The organism is Variovorax boronicumulans NBRC 103145 (genome assembly GCF_001591345.1).
Taxonomy (GTDB): Bacteria; Pseudomonadota; Gammaproteobacteria; order Burkholderiales; family Burkholderiaceae_C; genus Variovorax; species Variovorax boronicumulans.
The window spans coordinates 1-1,000 of the sequence record NZ_BCUS01000270.1; the positions used below are offsets into that span (position 1 = coordinate 1).

A 1,000-nucleotide genomic window follows, 5' to 3' on the forward strand; every position below is an offset into this window, starting at 1 on the left:
TTGCAGCGCACTACATCTTGCGCACTGGCCGCAAGGTGCAGCGTACCAGCACCTTGCTGCGGCATCCTCAGCACCCTTGGATGTTCGCCCACCCCGGTCGCGAGGTTGTCGGTGCTGCCGACGTCCAACTCCTGGAGTGCCGATGCGTCGGGATGGATGCTGCGGCAATGTGGGCTGAAGGCCTTCCCGGCTACGTGCGGATTCAGGTCCTGCATCAACTGGCCGTTGCCGGTGTCCAAGCCATGGACGTCGTCGCCCTGATCTGTGGGCAGGATCTGCGCATCTATCGCGTCGAGCGGGACGACGTCGAGATATCGCGGCTCATCGATGCCGAGCGCGAGTTCTGGCACTGCGTGGAGATCGATCAGGCACCGCTCGACCAAGGCGGGATGGTCGCACTGTGATCTCTGAGCCCTGAAAGCTCCCGTCGGTCAACCGACCCGCCAGAACCGCCACCACCGACGCTGCGTTGCTGTCCGCAGTTCCAGAGGGCGCAGGTCCAGGGTGTCGTAGTTCGTGAATGGCGAGCCGGCGCGGCGGCGCATTTCTGTCTCGAACTCGTGAGCGGTGCCGCGCGCGTAGAGGTCTCCCTGCAGCGCCTTCTTGCGCCACTCGCTCGCCAGTACGCCTAGCTCCTCGTCGGACAGCCTCTCCTTCGTCGTCATGCGCGCAATTGTGCCGTGCCAGGCGCCGGTGGATGAGCGCGCACGCGACAACTTGCCCTGGGACTCGCTGCGGCCATACCCGGAATTTCTCTTCCCTCCCTACAGCCCGCCTTGCGCGGGCTTTCTTCATCAGTCACATGCCACACAACATCTTGCTCACAGGGATCGGCGTGCCCGTCGCGCTCATTCCCACATTCCACCCGCCTTGCGCATGCGTTGCCATGCTCGGCTCATCTACCCGGAGCAACTGACATGGGGAGCATCGTCTACCGGGCTACCAAGGACCAAGCCGTTTATGACGAGCTGCAGAACGTGGGAGCTTTCGCCGCGGTGCT

The 1,000-nt window shown here is 63.8% G+C and carries 2 protein-coding genes; one reads left to right on the forward strand and one right to left on the reverse strand.

Going from position 1 to position 1,000, the window contains the following annotated elements; all coding sequences use genetic code 11:
- On the forward strand, positions 1-404 hold a 404-nt coding region (locus tag VBO01S_RS31480; RefSeq protein WP_174543731.1), incomplete at its 5' end, for a YqaJ viral recombinase family protein.
- Positions 405-431: 27 nt separating this feature from the next.
- Here VBO01S_RS31480 and VBO01S_RS31485 read toward each other — a convergent pair.
- Positions 432-665 carry a hypothetical protein gene (locus VBO01S_RS31485; protein ID WP_062483092.1) on the reverse strand — a complete coding sequence of 78 codons (234 nt, stop codon included), beginning with the start codon at positions 663-665 and terminating at the stop codon, positions 432-434.
- Positions 666-1,000 lie beyond the last annotated feature (335 nt).

Bases quoted from the DNA above. Each gene is read 5' to 3' on its own strand.
- VBO01S_RS31485 (WP_062483092.1), bottom strand. From the start codon at position 665: ATGACGACGAAGGAGAGGCTGTCCGACGAGGAGCTAGGCGTACTGGCG.